This is a genomic window from Pseudomonas sp., assembly GCF_030690725.1.
Lineage (GTDB): Bacteria > Pseudomonadota > Gammaproteobacteria > Pseudomonadales > Pseudomonadaceae > Aquipseudomonas.
Genome location: NZ_JAUYGD010000078.1, coordinates 1 through 15,830 on the forward strand (window position 1 = coordinate 1; position 15,830 = coordinate 15,830).

The following is a 15,830-nucleotide window of genomic DNA, read 5'->3' on the forward strand; positions in this document are numbered from 1 at the left end:
TGCAGATTTCTGTTTGCCGCTGAGTTGGCTCACCTGAGCCAGCCAGCGCTGAAAGGCTTGAGTATCCATGGCGGGCAGACCTCATGAGCGGATGCCTGCCTTAAAGCTTAGTCTTTGCAACACGCTATTGGGACATAGCCATAAAAAAACCGGCTCACAGGGAGCCGGTTTTCAGTACATCTGCTTTAACACGACGGATTTAGAAGCTCTGGTTCTTCGCCGCCTTTTCCAGCAGCAACGCCGGCGGTAGGAAGCGCTCACCATACTGCTCAGCCAGGTACTGGGCGCGGGCGACGAAGTCCTTCACCCCGTACTGGTTGATAAACTGCAGCGCGCCGCCGCTCCAGGCGGCAAAGCCGATGCCCATGATCGAGCCGATATTGGCGTCGGCAACCGACTTGAGCACGCCTTCTTCCACGCAGCGCACGGTTTCGATGGCCTGGATAAACAGGATGCGATCACGTACGTCGATCTGCGAAATCTGCGCATCGCTCTTCTCGAAACGCGCCTTGAGTTCCGGCCACAGGTGCTTCTTGCCACCCGCCGGGTAATCGTAAAAGCCCGCACCCGCCGCTTTGCCCGGACGTTTGTACTCGTTGAGCATCATGTCGATCACCGCAAACGCCGGGTGCTCGGGGATGGACTTACCCTCGGCGGCCAGATCCTTGATGGTCTGCTGACGAATATGGTTCATCAGGCTCATCGACACTTCGTCGCTGATCGCCAGCGGGCCGACCGGCATGCCGGCCTTGCGCGCTTCATTCTCGATCATCGCCGCGCTCACGCCTTCGCCCAGCATGGCCAAGCCTTCGTTGGTGAAGGTGCCGAACACCCGCGAGGTAAAGAAGCCGCGACTGTCGTTGACCACGATCGGGGTCTTCTTGATCTGCATGACGTAGTCAAAACCGCGCGCCAGGGTCTCGTCGCTGGTCTGCTCGCCCTTGATGATTTCCACCAGCGGCATCTTGTCCACCGGGCTGAAGAAATGCAGGCCGATAAACTTGTCCTGCTTCTGCACCGCGTTGGCCAGGCCGGTGATCGGCAGGGTCGAGGTGTTGGAAGCAATCACCGCATCGCTCAACGCAGCCCGCTCGGCAGCGGCAGTGACATTGGCCTTGAGGTCACGATCCTCGAATACCGCTTCGATAATCAGGTCGCAACCTTCGAAATCGGCATCGCTAACAGTCGGTTTGATCCGCGCCAGAATGCCATCGCGCTTGTCGGCGCTCATCTGGCCACGGCCGACTTTCTTCTCCAGCAGCTTGGCCGAGTAATCCTTGCCCTTCTCGGCCGCCTCGATGGAGATGTCCTTAAGCACCACCTCAATCCCAGCCACCGCCGACACATAGGCAATACCGGCGCCCATCATGCCGGCACCGAGCACGCCGACCTTCTTGGTCACGTAGGGCTCGAAGCCTTGCGGGCGCGAGCCGCCGGCGTTGATTTCATTGAGCTGGAACCAGAAGGTGCCAATCATGTTCTTCGCCACCTGGCCGGTGGTCAGCTCGGTGAAGTAGCGCGCTTCGATAATCTGCGCGGTGTCGAAGTCGACCTGGGCGCCTTCGACGGCGGCGCACATGATCTTCTCCGGCGCCGGGAAGCAGCCCTTGGTCTTGTCGCGCAATACGCTTGGCGCGATGGCCAGCATCTGCGCCACGTTCGGGCTCGACGGCGTGCCACCGGGGATCTTGTAACCGGCAACATCCCAAGGCTGCTTGGGCGCCGGGTTGGCGGCGATCCAGGCGCGGGCCTTGGCCAGCAGGTCATCCTTGTCGGAAGCCAGTTCGTGGATCAAGCCCGCCTTGAGCGCGGCATCGGGACGGACCTTTTTGCCTTCGGCCAGATACGGCAGGGCTTTTTCCAGACCGAGCAGGCGCACCATACGCACCACCCCGCCACCGCCTGGCAGCAGACCGAGGGTGACTTCCGGCAGGCCGAGCTGAATGCTGGAGCTGTCCAAAGCGATACGGTGATGGCAGGCCAGGGCAATTTCCCAGCCGCCGCCCAGGGCCGCACCATTGATGGCCGCAACCACCGGCTTGCCGAGGCACTCCAGGCGGCGCAGTTGGCCCTTGATATTGAGGATCATCTGGTAGAAGGCCGGCGCGTCGGCCTTGGTCACCTTGATCAGCTCATTGAGGTCGCCGCCGGCGAAGAAAGTCTTCTTCGCCGAGGTGAGGATGACCCCAGCGATGGAATCCTTCTCGGCTTCCAGGCGGTCGACAATCTTGCCCATGGCTTCGCGGTATACCGCGTTCATGGTGTTGGCGCTCTGGCCGGGCATGTCCATGGTCAGAACGACGATATTGTCCTGGCCTTTTTCGTAACGGATGGCGTCAGTCATTACTTAATTCCTTTCTCACTGGCAGTTGCACTCAACTGGTGGGCAACGCAGAAACCGTAGGAGCGGGCAATGCCCGCGATCATCAACGCAACGTCGGCTTCGCGGGCATGGCCCGCTCCTACGCCTGATCAGATTCGTTCAATAATCGTGGCAATGCCCATACCGCCGCCCACACAGAGGGTGGCCAAGCCGTAGCGCAGCTGGCGCTTCTCCAGTTCGTCGAGCAGGGTGCCGAGGATGGCGCAGCCGGTCGCACCCAGCGGGTGGCCCATGGCGATGGAGCCGCCGTTGACGTTGACCTTGTCCTCGCTGACGCCCATGTCCTTCATAAACTTCATCACCACCGAGGCAAATGCCTCGTTGACCTCGAACAGGTCGATGTCGTTGACGTTCAGCCCGGCCTTGGCCAACGCCTTGCGGGTGGCCGGCGCCGGGCCGGTGAGCATGATGGTCGGGTCGGTGCTGGTCACCGCGGTGGCGACGATGCGCGCGCGCGGCTTCAAGCCCAGTTCCTTGCCCTTGGCAGCGCTGCCGATCAGCATCAGGGCCGAGCCATCAACGATGCCGGAGCTGTTGCCTGGGGTGTGTACGTGGTTGATCTGCTCGACATGGCTGTAAACGCGCAGCGCGGTGCTGTCGAAGCCCATCTGGCCCATCATCTCGAAGCTCGGCTTGAGTTTGCCCAGGCCTTCGAGGGTGGATTCGCCACGAATAAACTCGTCGTGGTCGAGCAACACGATGCCGTTTTGGTCGGCCACCGGAATCAGCGACTTGTTGAACGAGCCGTCTTTGCTGGCGCGGGCAGCTTTCTGCTGCGAGCGCAGGGCAAAGCTGTCGACGTCCGTGCGGCTGAAACCTTCCAGGGTGGCGATCAGATCGGCGCCGATACCCTGCGGGGTGAAGTGGGTGTGCATATTGGTCGCCGGGTCCATCACCCAGGCGCCGCCATCGGAGCCCATGGGAATGCGCGACATCGACTCGACGCCGCCGACCACCACCAGGTCCTCGAAACCGGAACGCACCTTCATCGCGCCCATGTTTACCGCTTCCAGGCCCGAAGCGCAGAAACGGTTGAGCTGCACGCCCGACACGCTGACATCCCAATCGGCGACCATGGCCGCGGTTTTGGCAATGTCTGCGCCCTGATCACCCACCGGCGTTACGCAGCCGAGCACGATGTCATCGACCTGGCTGGTATCGAGGTTATTGCGCGCTTGCAGCGCTTTGAGCAGGCCGGCGATCAGGTCGACAGGCTTGACGCTGTACAGCGCGCCGTCCTTCTTGCCTTTGCCGCGGGGCGTGCGCACTGCATCGAAAATAAATGCTTCGGTCATGGCGTCCTCAGACCTCCAATGGAGGGTGGCTGATGGCGCAGGTGAGGCCCGCGCCTGTTTTTGTTGAGTGGGCCTACCATACGCCGAGCCGAAGTAGTCTCAATGACCGAAGTGCTCAGGCCTATTGACCGCTCAGCTCAGACAAACGGTCAATCACTGGGCGAAGGCCAACAAGCGCGTCTAGCTCAAGGCCCGCTTGCCAATAACCGGGGCCGCGTCATAACCACTGGCAACTAACCCGCAAACCTTAGTAATCAAGGCGTCTATAGCCAGGTGCTGCACGCCCCTACAGTTGAATCAAGCCACCAGCAAATAGAGCGCTAGTCGGCTGCTGTAGGCGTCGTCGCCGGGTTTTGCCGGGGCGGCTTGAATGATCAACACGAGGCGTGGCGTCGCATCCGCATATTGAGCAGGACAGCGACGACCACCCGCAAAAAACAACAAGGCCAACCGCCATGTTCAATCCAGTGAAAATGCGTCAGGCAGGCATGATCGTGTTTGCCACCACAGTCATTCTGATTCTTCCCAACCTGACCCGTTTGGTCAGCTAAACCCCTGATTTCCTGCCCTGCCTGCCACCGTGGAGTGAGCCGGCAGCGGCAGCGCAACTTCAACAAACGCGTGTAAAGCAGCGCCTGTGCTAGGGTGATTTCAATCAACCCAAGGAGCTCGCCATGCGCACCCTATTTGCCACCCTCGGCCTGCTGGTCAGCCTGCCTCTGCTGGCCGGCGAAGCCGAACTCAGCGCCGCCGTTGTCGCCCTGCAATCACCGGAAAGCGTGCTGATTGATGTACGCACCGCCGAAGAGTTCGCCGCAGGCGCATTACCCGGTGCCGAGCAGATTGAGCACGAACAGATCACCAGCCGCATCAGCGCCCTTGCCCCGGATAAAGACACGCCGATCATCCTCTACTGCCGCAGCGGCCGCCGTTCCGGCATCGCCGAAGAAAACCTGCGCGCCATGGGCTACAGCAACCTGATCAACGCTGGCGGCTATGACGAACTGAAACTCGCCCTGGAGTCGCAGGATTGAATAAGCGCACCCTCTGCATCGCCCTGCTCACCCTCCTACCCTTCAGCCACCTGCACGCCGCCGAACTGACCCTGGAACTGGGCAACGGCAGCCAGCGCCTGAGCAGCGCCCAACTGCTCACCCACCCGCAGGCGCAAAACGTCGAGATCAGTGACGACGTCAGCTACAAACGCAGCATGCGCTACCGCGCCGTGCCGCTGGCCGCGCTACTGGAAGGCGTGCAGCCGGGTGATCACCTGCAATTGGTGGCCAGCGACGGCTTTGCCGCCGAACTCTCCGCCGCCCCCGCGCTTAGCCAAACTGGCAGCAAAGCCTGGCTGGCCATCGAAGACCCTGCGCAACCCTGGCCCGCCCTGGGCAACGGCAAACCCAGCGCCGGGCCGTTCTACCTGGTATGGCAAAACCCGGCCGCCAGCCAGATCGGCCCCGAGCAATGGCCATTCCAGCTGGCCACCATCCGCAAACTGGCCCCCGTGGCGCAGCGCTTCCCGCAACTGCTGCCAGCGGCCGACGCCAGCCCGGCGGTGCAGGCCGGTTTTGCCCAGTACCAGAAGAACTGTATGGCCTGTCATCGCTTAAATGGCGCGGGCGACTCGCAATTCGGCCCGGACCTGAATATTCCGTATAACCCGACCGAGTATTTCAGTGGCGACTTTTTAACCCGCTATATCCGCGACCCACAAAGCTTGCGGCGCTGGCCACAAGGCAAGATGCCGGGGTTTTCGGTTGAGGTTTTGAGTGACAAGGAATTGGGGGAATTGGTTGAGTATTTGGAGCATATGGTGGGGAGGAAGGCAGCCCTGACTAGCCTAACCAAGGACTAGAGCTAAGCTTATGAACACAACTATTTAATATAAAAATCAAAAAAGGAAAAATCATGGCAGCATCCTATCCTCCATACATGAATTCCACCGGACTTATAAGCAAAATACTGGACAAAATAAAAGTCGCCGCCACTCCAAGCAGATTCACACAGGACTATTTAGCCACCGAGCTAGGCTTTAGCAGCGGTAGCGCCAGAGCGTTTATTCCATTAGCAAAAAGAATAAACTTACTAGCCAGCGACGGAACACCTACAGATTTATATAAACAGTTTAGAAATACAAACGCAGCAATATCTAAAGCAGCAATGGCGGAGTCAATCAAAAAGGGCTACGCAGATTTATTCACAAGAAATGAATACGCGCACAGCCTAAGCAAATCAGACCTAGAAGGTCTGATTATGCAAATGACCGGATCAGAGAAAGGTAATAAAACGGTCCAAGCCGTAATTGGAACTTTCGACGCACTAAAAAGCTATGCCAGCTTTAACATATCTACATCCGACATCGTTCATGAAAAAACTGAGCAAACAACTACATCCGACGAACACTTCATAGAAAACATAAAAACCACTTCGTTGGGCAGCGAAGAAATCGGACTGAATCTGTCCTACACCATAAACCTCGTCCTTCCGAAAACTGATGACATTGGTGTTTTCAATGCAATCTTCAAAAGCCTTCGCGAAAACCTACTGAAGAAATAATCATGGAAGACAAAATTAAATTATTTGCCATATCCAATCAAATGACAGAGAGAACATTAGACTATCTTGAAAGCGATCTTAAACTCGACCTTGGCAGGGACATTGGCACTATACAAGACAAAGATGATGAATATTACCCACAATTTCAGCATTTGATTCGAACTGAAGCAAAAGAAATGGCAGTACATTACGAGCTCTTCTACTGCCTCGAAGTTTCTATCCGGAAAATGGTTAACGATAAGCTAAGATCAGAGTTAGGGGAAAATTGGTGGGATCTAGCAGACATATCCGACCCAATCAGGAAAAATGTGAAAGACAACATCCAACGTGAGGCGGACTCAGCATTTACTCAAAGATCAGAAGACGAGCTGGATTACACGACATTTGGGGAGCTTGGGGAAATAGTTAGGAAAAACTGGGAAAAACTGGGAGACTTATTTAATAGTCAAAAAGGTTTCAACCGTGTAATGAACAATCTAAATTTGTTACGCGGACCAATAGCGCACTGCAGTCCTTTAGCCGAAGACGAGGTTGTTCGTCTACGCCTTACCGTTCGCGACTGGTTTAGGCTTATGGGATAAGCCTAAAAATTAATTTATTTTCCGTTCACTGTTATCAGTCTATTTAGTATTTCTATCAAAGTTCCTTTTGCGCCCCTCGGGCGCGTCACTTTCTCTTGCTTCGCACAAGAGAAAGTAACCAAAGAGAATGCGCCCCTGCATCCGGGTTTCGCTGCGCGAAACTTCCCTCGCTCCGGTATTGCTCCGGGGGCCGGCGTACATGGGCCGTCCCTGGCCCATTACGCCTCTCGCCGCATCCATGCGGCTCGTCCCCCTACGCAACACCTCCACTCGGCCTCCTGACGGGGATTTTGCGCGCGCATCTGAGATATGTGTTTAGAAACCAAAATGCTCAACGCCCTTGGCTTTGACTTGTAGCTATTTCCCACAAAACGTGCAGACGAAGCCAAACGCCCCTTCAGGAGGGTGAACAGAATCGTTGTGGAAGGGGTTGAGCGACATGGATGTCGCGAGAGCCGCGATGGGCCAGGGATGGCCCTTCGCGGCGGGCCCCTGGAGCAACGATGGCGTGAACGTACCCTGCCGCAGGCAGGGCCGGATGTCGGGGCTAGACCTTTTGGTTCCTTTTGGGGCAATTGCCAAAAGGAACTCGCCCGTAAGGGGCGAAACCAAAATCAGAAATCACCACGTTAATGAACTTGTCGCAGAACCTGAATAGAAAGCATCAAAAGCTCGAGGCTAAAGCCCCTCCTACGGACTAGCCCACCCTACAAAGCCAGCGCAGCGCCTTTACTGCTGTTGCACCCGCACCAGCGGTGCAACCTCCACCTGGGCATGCATCTGCTCGATGCCGCCGCCCCGGCGCATGCCGCGTACCGGGCAGGCGTCCAGATAATCCAGGCCCACGGCCAACTTCAAATGCCGCTCCGGTTTGGCCAGGCAGTTGGTCACATCAAAGCTGTACCAGGCGTCATCCAGCCAGGCTTCAGCCCAGGCATGGCTGGCAAGGTGGTCTTCACTGTCGGTAAACAGATAGCCAGACACATAGCGCGCTGGAACGCCCAGACTGCGCGCGCAGGCCAGGAAGGCATGCGCATGATCCTGACAAACACCCTTGCCGCCGGCGAAGGCCTCACTGGCGCTGGTTTCCACAGCGGTGGCGCCCGGCTGATAGCGGATATGCGCGTTGAGGGCATGCATCAGGTCGATCAAGCCGCTGCGGTCCGGGCGGCTGCGGCTCTGCAGCTTGGCGAATTCGCGCAGGGCTTCGTCGGCCTCGGTCAGGCGGGTAAAGCGCAGAAACGGCAGCGCCGACTGGCTTTCGTGTTCGGCTTCGCGCGCCTCGTCGATTTCCACCTGGCCACGGGCACCGATAACGATGGATTCATGCGGCTCATCCATGGTCAGCACATGCAGGATATTGCCGTAGGGGTCGAGCTGCGCACGCACCGGGCGCGGCAGGGTCAACTGCCAGCTGAGCACCTGCTGGCGCTCGCTGTCGTGCGGAGTCATGCGCAGGTACTGGATGCTGGTGCGCACCTGATCTTCATAGTGATAGGTGGTGTCGTGGCTGATTGACAGTCTCATGCGACCTCCAGGTAGGAACTTTGGATGGCTTGGCCTAGCTGGCGAACCAGCAGGATGAAATCGGTGAGCCAGGCGTGCAGGCCCTCGTCGAGCACTTCTTCGATGCTGGTGTAGCGCAGCCGCGCTTCCAGTTCGGCGGCCAGGCGCTGGGCTGGGCGGCCGTTGTCGCCGGGCAGGCTGGCGAGCATCAGGCTGAGTTCGTCCATGCAGGCGCGCAGCGAGCGCGGCACGTCGGCGCGTAGCAGCAGCAGTTCGGAGACTTTGCGCGTGCCGGGCGAACCGCGGTAGATCTCAGCAAAGGCCTCGAATGAGGACAGTGCGCGCAGCAGCGCGGTCCACTGGTAGTAGCTGCGTGCAGGGCGGCCGTCGACTTCGTCGATGTCCTCGCCGAGCATCTCGTAACGCGCATCGAGCAGACGCAGGGTGTTGTCGGCGCGCTCGATAAAGGTGCCCAGGCGGATAAAGCGGTACGGGTCGCCGCGCATGATGGTGCCGAAGGTGGCGCCACGGAACAGGTGCGAGCGCTCCTTGACCCATTCGCAGAAACGGCTGATGCCGTAGCGACTCAGGCCTTGCTGCGCGATGCCGTGGATTTCCAGCCAGGTGGCGTTGATGTTTTCCCACATGTCGGCGGTGATCCGCCCGCGCACGGCGTGGGCGTTGCTGCGCGCGGCCTGCAGGCAGCAGTAGATGCTCGCCGGGTTGGTCGCATCGAGGGCGAAGAAGTGCAGCATGCGCTCGGCGTGCAGCGGGCCGTGGCGCTCCAGGTAATCGTCGAGGGTGCCGGTAATCAGCAGCGGCAGGGCCAGTTCTTCCAGACCATCGCCGCGGCCGTCCTGCGGCATCAGCGACAGCGAGTAGCTGACTTCAAGCATGCGCGCGAGGTTTTCCGCGCGCTCCAAGTAGCGCGACATCCAGTACAGATCAGAGGCAGTTCTTGAAAGCATGGTTAGTCCTCCACCACCCAGGTGTCTTTGGTGCCGCCACCCTGGGACGAGTTGACCACCAGCGAGCCTTCGCGCAGCGCGACGCGGGTCAGGCCGCCAGGGACGATGCGGGTTTCCTTGCCGGATAGAACGAACGGCCGCAGGTCGATATGCCGTGGCGCGATGCCGCGTTCAACAAAGGTCGGGCAGGTCGACAGGCACAGGGTCGGTTGGGCGATATAGGCCTCGGGACGGGCAATCAGGCGGGCGCGGAAGTCTTCGATTTCTGCCTTGGTGGCTGCCGGGCCGACCAGCATGCCGTAGCCGCCGGAGCCTTGGGTTTCCTTGACCACCAGGTGTTCCAGGTTGGCCAGCACGTGGGATAACTCGGACGGCTTGCGGCACTGGAAAGTCGGCACGTTTTTCAGGATCGGCTCTTCGCTGAGGTAGAAGCGGATCATGTCGTCGACATAAGGGTAGATCGATTTGTCGTCCGCCACCCCGGTGCCGATGGCGTTGGCCAGCACCACGTTGCCGCTGCGATAGCAGGCCAGCAGGCCGGGTACGCCGAGCATGGAGTCCGGGTTGAAGGCCAGCGGATCGAGGAAGGCATCGTCGAGGCGGCGATAGACCACGTCCACCTGCTTGGCTCCAGACGTGGTGCGCATAAAGAGTTTGTCGTCACGCACAAACAGGTCCGCGCCTTCGACCAGTTCCACACCCATTTCGCGGGAGAGGAAGGCGTGCTCGAAGTAGGCGCTGTTGAAGCGCCCCGGCGTCAGCACCACGACGTTGGGGTTATCCAGCGGACTAGAGGACTTCAGCGTGTCGAGCAGCAGGTTCGGGTAGTGATCAATCGGAGCCACACGCTGGGCTGCGAACAGCTCGGGGAACAGGCGCATCATCATCTTGCGGTCTTCGAGCATGTAGCTGACGCCGCTGGGCGTGCGCAGGTTGTCTTCCAGCACGTAGTAGCTGCCGTCGCCATCGCGCACCAGATCGACCCCGGCGATATGGGCATAGAGGTCGCGGTGCAGGTTGAGGCCCTGCATGGCGATCTGGTAACCCTCGTTGGCCAGCACCTGCTCGGCGGGCACGATGCCGGCCTTGATGATGCGCTGGTCGTGGTAGAGGTCGGCGAGGAACATGTTCAGCGCCTGCACGCGCTGGATGCAGCCGCGTTCGACGATGCGCCATTCGCTGGCGGGGATGCTACGCGGGATGATGTCGAACGGGATCAGCCGCTCGGTGCCCTGGTCGTCGCCGTACAGGGTGAAGGTGATACCGGCGCGGTGGAACAGCAGGTCGGCTTCACGGCGGCGCTGGGCCAGCAGTTCATCCGGGGTATCCGCTAACCAGCGGGCAAAAGCTTGATAGTGCGGGCGGACAGCGCCGCTCGCGTCGTACATCTCGTCATAAAAGGTGCGGGCCATGCCGTACTCCTTGTCACCCGGACATGGAGACAGCTTTGCAAGGCCCGCGCCATACAATAAAAATGTTTTAAATCAGCAACTTGAGTATTTATGACACAAACAGCGCACCAAGCCGGGGCGCAATGGTGACCGCCAGGTCGCAGCGCGCGCCATTTTAAGGCGGCCAGTATGTAGAGTGGATAACGCTCTTTTTATCCACCGCACGGCAACCACTGGTGGATGGGAAAGCGTCATCCACCCTAGCCGAGCATCAGAACCCGGCCAGTTGCAGCCAGTGGCGATAGAAGCCTTCTGCTACACGGTTCAGTTCGGCAACTTTGGCGGGTAGTTGGTCGAGCATCTGCGCCCTGCTCTGCTGGCTGGGCTGGCTTTCATCCAGCAGGTGGTGCCAGTCGCCGAGCCACTGGCGCACCAGGGCTTCGTCCATTTCCGGGTGGCCTTGCAGGGCCAAGACTTTATCGCCCCAGGCAAACGCCTGGTTGCTGCACCAGGGGCTACTGAGCAAAGGCTGTGCGCCCTCGGGAATAGCAAAGCTGTCGCCATGCCACTGGAAGATCGGGAACTGCTCAGGCACATGCTGTAACCAGGGGCTGGGCGCCGCCTGGTCCAGACGGGTCAGCGGCTGCCAGCCACTTTCGGTGTAAGGCATGCGGTTGATGTCCGCGCCTAGCGCCTTGGCCAACAGCTGGCCGCCCAGGCAGTGGCCAATCAGCGGAATATCGCGGCGGATAAAGTGCTGCAGCGCGGCGACCTCGGTGGCCAGCCAGGGCAGCGGATCATTGACGCTCATTGGTCCGCCCATGATGGCCACGGCCTTGGGTCGGTCCAGATCAATGCCGTCCAACTCACCGAGGTCAGCGCGTAACACGGTATAGGGGTGGCCAGCCTGCTCAAGCACCTTGCCCAGGTGGGCCGGCGGGCAGTAATCGATATGGGTAAGAATCAGGATCTCAGTCATGCGCCAAGTCTGAAGCAAAGCACGGGCTGGGGTCGAGGGGCGATTGGCTGGGCGCGCGTAGGCGAGGTAGAAATGACACGGGCCAGCTTATGGCCGGCCCGTGTTTGGATTGCAGAACCTGTTTACGATCTCACGAGCTAGAGCCATGCAAGGCAAAAACAGGCGAGGAAGCGGAGTGTACTCTTGTACATGAGCATTGCGAGCCTGTTTTTAACGCAGCAGGGCCGACGCGCAGCAGACCGTAGACAGGTTCTCAGGGCTGCCTTACCTCCTGGGTAACACCCCACCCATCCAGTTTGCCGCCAAGCGGCGCCACGACTGACTCCAGGTCATGCTCGAAGTCGTCGATGCCGTGGTATGTCGCGAACATTACTTTACTGACTTGCAGGTGCCAGACACCGTCATCACGCTCGGTCACCAGGGCGTGTAAAGACTCACCTCGAAATTTGCGGGTGGCCATGCGGGCCCGCTCTTCATCAGGGAAAAGGGCGTAGAACTCGATGGGATGGAAGCTGCCAAAGTCGAAGCCACCCTCCTTCATCCGCCGTAAAACCCCGTTACTGACATCATCGTGCAAGGCTGTGCTCATGAAGTGACCTCCTCAGGCGATGGACAAATTTACAGGACGCTAAAGAACCAACTAGGTGTCGATACTGCAGTGCTACGACCTGATAAACGCTTTCCCATTGCTACCGCCAGAGCCTCAGCGGTGTTGCGGCACCGATTGCAGTGCCGCCCGAGAATCAAGCGATGTGCTGCTTGATATGTCATAAGCCAGACCTGAAACCAGGGCTGGTCAACGCAGGCTTGTTCAGAGCGAACAAGTCAGAAGCGTTAGTTGCAGACTAGTCCCATCAACGCGCATTTGCCCAGCGAAAGTTGTTTCAGCCACACAGCCAATCCATCAGTCGCGACTAAGCCAGGCCATGATGCGCCGGGTCAGCCAGGCGGGCGTCAGCTGGCCGGACCAGTACAGCAGCTTGAATTGTCGGCTGATAGGCCGGTGTACTGCACGACTATGGCTTTGCGCCAAAGCGGCATGAGCCACGGCTTCAGCCTCAAGATTGACGCCAAGACGGCGCAATACCGGGGCCTGGAAGCGTTGGTTGTTAAGCATCGGCGTGCTGACAAACGGCGGCATCAGGTCGCCGACGCGGATACCGTGCTTGGCCCACTCGAGGTCCAGCGCCTCGGTCAGCCCGCGCACGGCGAACTTGGAGGCCGAATAGCTGGCCAGATGCGGTACGCCGTAGAGCCCAGAGGCCGAGCCCATATTGATCACCTGGGCGTTGAGCGTGGCTTTCAGATAAGGAAAGGCCGCGTGGGTCATATTTAGCAGCCCCTGCACGTTGATCTGCAGAATGCGCGCATGCTCGCTTAGCTCGATGTCCTCGAAGTGCCCGCATTGCAGAATCCCGGCACTGTTGAACAGCAGGCGCAACTGACCGCCATGCAGGGCGCAGAAGTCCGCCAGGGCGACCTTGACTGCCGCCGGGTCGGCCACATCCAGCTCGGCATGCCAGACGTTACCCAACTCACCGGCCAACTGAGTCAGCGCTTGGTGATTGATATCCAGCAACCCAACCTGCCAGCCGTGTTGATGAAACAACCTCGCGGTGGCGGCGCCGATCCCTGACGCGGCGCCGGTAATCAGAATATTGTTCACTCAGCAGCCCCGCTCGCGCAGAAAGCTCACCACTTCGGCAAGGGCAAAATCAGCGGCCTTGAGCATGCCCGCGTGGGCCTGGAACACGTGCCACAGGTTCGGATAACGCTGCAGGCGCACATCCACACCCGCCGCCTGGGCCTTGTCGGCAAAGCGCAGGCTGTCGTTACGCAAAATCTCGTCTTCACCGACCTGAATCAATACAGGGGCCAGGCCATGCAGATCAGCAAACTGCGGCGACAAGCCAGGGTCGTCGTGGGCCAAACCCGCCGGGCAATACAGCGCCAGCGCCTGCTCCACCCATTTGCGGTGGATGAGCGGGTCACCGGCTGGCGGCTCGTGCAGCTGCGTACCGGTAAAGTCAGTGACCGGAGAGAAGCACACCAACGCTGCCGGTTGCGGCAGATCCAGATCACGCAAACGCAAACTGGTAATCAGCGCCAAGTTGCCACCGGCCGAATCGCCGCCAATCACGATCTGCTCGGGCGTATAACCCAGCGTCAACAGCTCCTGAAACGCGGCCAACGCATCCTCGCGAGCCGCCGGATATTGATGCTCAGGTGCCAGGCGGTAATCCAGCGCGCACACATCCATCTGTCCGCGTTTGGCCAGGGTCGAGCAGATCGTGCGGTGGGTGTTCGGCCCGCCAATCAGATAAGCCCCGCCATGCAGGTACAGCAGCACCGTGCCGCGACCACTCTGTGGTTTATGCCACTCACAGGATCGCCCGCCCAAGGTGCCGGCGCTACGGGTAACGCCACTCGGCGCCGGGCTGGCTGCTGTCAGCAGGCGCAGCACCGCGCGCTGCCCGGCAATCGGCATGGGTGGGCGTACCAGACCACGGAATAGCAGGCGCAGGCTGGTACGCAAAACGCTGCGCAGCAGTGCTTGATCGGCCGCCGGCGCGGTGAATTCAACGGGTGCATTCATAGTCATCAAGCTCCGGTGCGCGGGTCTGCTGGCGGTAAGTGAAGGTATAGCCCGGCCAGTTATTGGTGCTTTTGCCGGAGGCGGTTTTGTACCAGCTTGAGCAGCCCTGCTCCCATATCGTTCGATGTGAGCTGGCCTGAATCTGCTGGTTGTAGCGCTGCTGTACTGCGGCTTTTACGTCGACATAACGGGCGCCTTGCTGGCGCAGTAAATCGATGCAGCCGAGCACGTAGCGGAACTGACTTTCGAGCATATAAATGATCGAGTTATGCCCCAGGTTGGTATTCGGCCCGTAAAGAATAAACAGGTTTGGAAAACCGCTGACGCTGATGCCCTTGTACGCCTCGGCCCCGTCGCGCCAGGCCTGGTTCAGCTCCTGCCCGCCGAGCCCGCGAATCTGCATTGGCGCGAGAAAATCCGTGGCGGCAAAGCCGGTGCCGTAGATCAATACATCGCACGGGTGCTCGCGGCCATCGGCGGTGATGATGGCGCGCTCGCCGACGCGGCTGATCGCCTCGCTGACAACCGTCACATTGGGCTTCGCCAGGGCAGGGAAGTAGTCATTGCTGATCAGGATGCGCTTGCAGCCCATGGGGTAATTCGGCTGCAGCTGAGTGCGCAGCTGCGGATCACTGATGTGCTGATTAAGGTGGCGTTCGAAGCTGAAGCGAAACAGCTTCATCAGCCACGGCATGCTGATAAACGCCAGGCCGCGAACCTCGTGTTGCAGGTACTTGAGGCCGCGGTCGATGCGTTGCAGCCAGGGCAGCCGGCGCATTACCGCTAGCTCCCACGGCCGATAGGCGCGATCCGGCTTGGCCAGCACATAGGCCGGCGAGCGCTGGAACAGCTGCAGTTGCGCGACCTTGGGCTGGATTTGCGGAACAAACTGGATCGCCGAGGCGCCGGTGCCGATCACCGCCACGCGCTTGCCGGTCAGGTCCAGGTCATGCCGCCAGCGCGCCGAGTGAAAGGCCTCCCCGGCGAACTGCTCAATTCCCGGCAACGCTGGATAGGCCGGCTGATTGAGCTGGCCGCAGGCGCTGATCAGCACCTCGGCGCAGAGCTCTTCGCCAGTGCTCAGGGTCACCCGCCACAGCGCTGCGGCCGCATCGAAAACCGCCGAGGCCACCTCGGCATTGCAGCGAATACGCGAGCGCAGCTGGTACTTGGCCACGCAATGCAGCATGTAAGCGTGGATTTCCGCCTGGGGTGCGAACTTGCGGCTCCAGTCGGTTTTCGGCTCGAAGGAAAACGAATACAGGTGCGACGGCACATCGCAGGCCGCCCCCGGATAGCTGTTGTCACGCCAGGTGCCGCCGACTTCTGCGGCCTTTTCCAGGATCAGAAAATCTTCGACCCCGGCCTTCTGTAACTGGATGGCCATGCCCAGGCCGCCAAAGCCGCTGCCGATAATCAGCACGCGCAACGGGGCCTGGTTCTGGGAAGTGTTGTGCATTTTTATATCCCCAACCGCAAACAGTGCGGATACCAAGATGCTACTTGCACGGCACGTGAGAGGTTATGGCATAGTCGGCCAATCGGTTGTGACTTTCGGACAAATCAGCGGAT

General features: G+C 59.7%; 14 protein-coding genes. 4 read left to right on the forward strand and 10 right to left on the reverse strand.

The window, feature by feature from the left end:
- Positions 1–199: 199 nt before the first annotated feature.
- Both Q8O69_RS19280 and Q8O69_RS19285 read right to left on the reverse strand, forming a co-directional pair.
- Positions 200–2,344 carry a 3-hydroxyacyl-CoA dehydrogenase NAD-binding domain-containing protein gene (locus tag Q8O69_RS19280; protein ID WP_305593788.1) on the reverse strand — a complete coding sequence of 715 codons (2,145 nt, stop codon included), beginning with the start codon at positions 2,342–2,344 and terminating at the stop codon, positions 200–202.
- Positions 2,345–2,472: 128 nt separating this feature from the next.
- Entirely contained in the window at positions 2,473–3,678 is a 1,206-nt protein-coding gene (locus Q8O69_RS19285) for an acetyl-CoA C-acetyltransferase (protein ID WP_305593789.1), read from the reverse strand.
- A 674-nt stretch (positions 3,679–4,352) separates the two neighbouring features.
- Here Q8O69_RS19285 and Q8O69_RS19290 point away from each other — a divergent pair.
- Genes Q8O69_RS19290 through Q8O69_RS19305 form a run of 4 tightly spaced genes read left to right on the forward strand, consistent with a single transcriptional unit; the run spans position 4,353 to position 6,818 of the window.
- Positions 4,353–4,712, forward strand: coding sequence for a rhodanese-like domain-containing protein (locus Q8O69_RS19290; RefSeq protein ID WP_305593790.1), 360 nt, complete (start codon positions 4,353–4,355; stop codon positions 4,710–4,712).
- Positions 4,709–5,536 carry a cytochrome c gene (locus tag Q8O69_RS19295; protein WP_305593791.1) on the forward strand — a complete coding sequence of 276 codons (828 nt, stop codon included), beginning with the start codon at positions 4,709–4,711 and terminating at the stop codon, positions 5,534–5,536. The genes Q8O69_RS19290 and Q8O69_RS19295 overlap by 4 nt, the downstream gene beginning before the upstream one ends.
- A gap of 53 nt (positions 5,537–5,589) precedes the next feature.
- On the forward strand, positions 5,590–6,237 hold the full coding sequence (locus Q8O69_RS19300) for a DUF5343 domain-containing protein (protein WP_305593792.1): 648 nt from the start codon (positions 5,590–5,592) through the stop codon (positions 6,235–6,237).
- A gap of 2 nt (positions 6,238–6,239) precedes the next feature.
- A complete protein-coding gene (locus Q8O69_RS19305; RefSeq protein ID WP_305593793.1) occupies positions 6,240–6,818 on the forward strand; it encodes a Swt1 family HEPN domain-containing protein in 579 nt (192 codons plus the stop codon).
- 729 nt (positions 6,819–7,547) lie between these two features.
- Here the strand turns inward: Q8O69_RS19305 and Q8O69_RS19310 are convergent.
- From Q8O69_RS19310 to Q8O69_RS19345, 8 genes are all read right to left on the reverse strand, one after another.
- Positions 7,548–8,345, reverse strand: a complete 798-nt coding sequence (locus tag Q8O69_RS19310; protein WP_305593794.1) for a transglutaminase family protein — start codon at positions 8,343–8,345, stop codon at positions 7,548–7,550.
- On the reverse strand, positions 8,342–9,292 hold the full coding sequence (locus tag Q8O69_RS19315) for an alpha-E domain-containing protein (RefSeq protein WP_160084806.1): 951 nt from the start codon (positions 9,290–9,292) through the stop codon (positions 8,342–8,344). The genes Q8O69_RS19310 and Q8O69_RS19315 overlap by 4 nt, the downstream gene beginning before the upstream one ends.
- A gap of 2 nt (positions 9,293–9,294) precedes the next feature.
- Entirely contained in the window at positions 9,295–10,704 is a 1,410-nt protein-coding gene (locus Q8O69_RS19320) for a circularly permuted type 2 ATP-grasp protein (RefSeq protein WP_305593795.1), read from the reverse strand.
- 250 nt (positions 10,705–10,954) lie between these two features.
- Entirely contained in the window at positions 10,955–11,662 is a 708-nt protein-coding gene (locus Q8O69_RS19325) for a type 1 glutamine amidotransferase (protein WP_305593796.1), read from the reverse strand.
- A 253-nt stretch (positions 11,663–11,915) separates the two neighbouring features.
- Positions 11,916–12,251, reverse strand: a complete 336-nt coding sequence (locus Q8O69_RS19330; protein ID WP_305593797.1) for a ribonuclease E inhibitor RraB — start codon at positions 12,249–12,251, stop codon at positions 11,916–11,918.
- A 315-nt stretch (positions 12,252–12,566) separates the two neighbouring features.
- Positions 12,567–13,328 carry an SDR family oxidoreductase gene (locus tag Q8O69_RS19335; RefSeq protein ID WP_305593798.1) on the reverse strand — a complete coding sequence of 254 codons (762 nt, stop codon included), beginning with the start codon at positions 13,326–13,328 and terminating at the stop codon, positions 12,567–12,569.
- A complete protein-coding gene (locus Q8O69_RS19340) occupies positions 13,329–14,258 on the reverse strand; it encodes an alpha/beta hydrolase (RefSeq protein WP_305593799.1) in 930 nt (309 codons plus the stop codon).
- On the reverse strand, positions 14,242–15,717 hold the full coding sequence (locus tag Q8O69_RS19345; RefSeq protein WP_305593800.1) for an NAD(P)/FAD-dependent oxidoreductase: 1,476 nt from the start codon (positions 15,715–15,717) through the stop codon (positions 14,242–14,244). Before Q8O69_RS19345 ends, Q8O69_RS19340 begins: the two co-directional genes overlap by 17 nt.
- Positions 15,718–15,830: the final 113 nt, after the last annotated feature.